At 31.3% G+C, this 594-nt stretch carries 1 protein-coding gene; it reads left to right on the top strand.

Annotated elements, in window-relative coordinates; all coding sequences use genetic code 11:
* Positions 1-20 precede the first annotated feature (20 nt).
* Positions 21-594, top strand: a 574-nt coding sequence (locus tag NF27_RS08515; RefSeq protein WP_039458341.1) for an IS6 family transposase, incomplete at its 3' end; no start/stop codon positions are given.

Below are 594 nucleotides of genomic sequence, written 5' to 3'. Positions count from 1 at the left end.
GCAACTTAATAATTATGTATATGAAAAAGTACAAGTCTGTAGATTTCAAATGGCGCCACTATGAAGGAGAGATTATATTATTATGTATACGCTGGTATTCGAGGTACAGGCTTAGCTACCGCAATTTAGCAGAGTTAATGGAAGAGAGAGGATTAAACATATGTCCAAGCACAATATATAGGTGGGTTCAGCATTATGGCTGTGAAATACAAAAGAAAGTTAGCTATTTTGTCAAATCTACCAATTCTTCTTGGTATCTAGATGAAACTTATATCAAGGTTAAAGGTAAATGGCTATACTTGTACAGAGCAATTGATAGTAATAAAAACACTATTGATTTTTACTTAAGCAAGACACGTAATCACAAAGCAGCTAAATTATTCTTAACTAAACTGCTCAATAAGAAAAATACTTATGAACCAAAAAGTATTATGGTATATGCTAATCCCTCATATACTTTAGCTTTTACTCAATTACAAAAAGAAGGAAAGTTTGCTAATACAACTATAAGAAAGAACAAATATCTAAATAACATAATAGAGCAAGATCATAGACGGGTAAAATGGAAAACCAAAGATGCTATGGGTTATCACT

The sequence above is a fragment of the Candidatus Jidaibacter acanthamoeba genome, from assembly GCF_000815465.1.
In the GTDB taxonomy this organism is placed as follows: Bacteria; Pseudomonadota; Alphaproteobacteria; order Rickettsiales; family Midichloriaceae; genus Jidaibacter; species Jidaibacter acanthamoebae.
The sequence above is the reverse complement of the archived record's forward strand: the minus strand, read 5'-3'. Positions and strand labels throughout refer to the sequence as shown.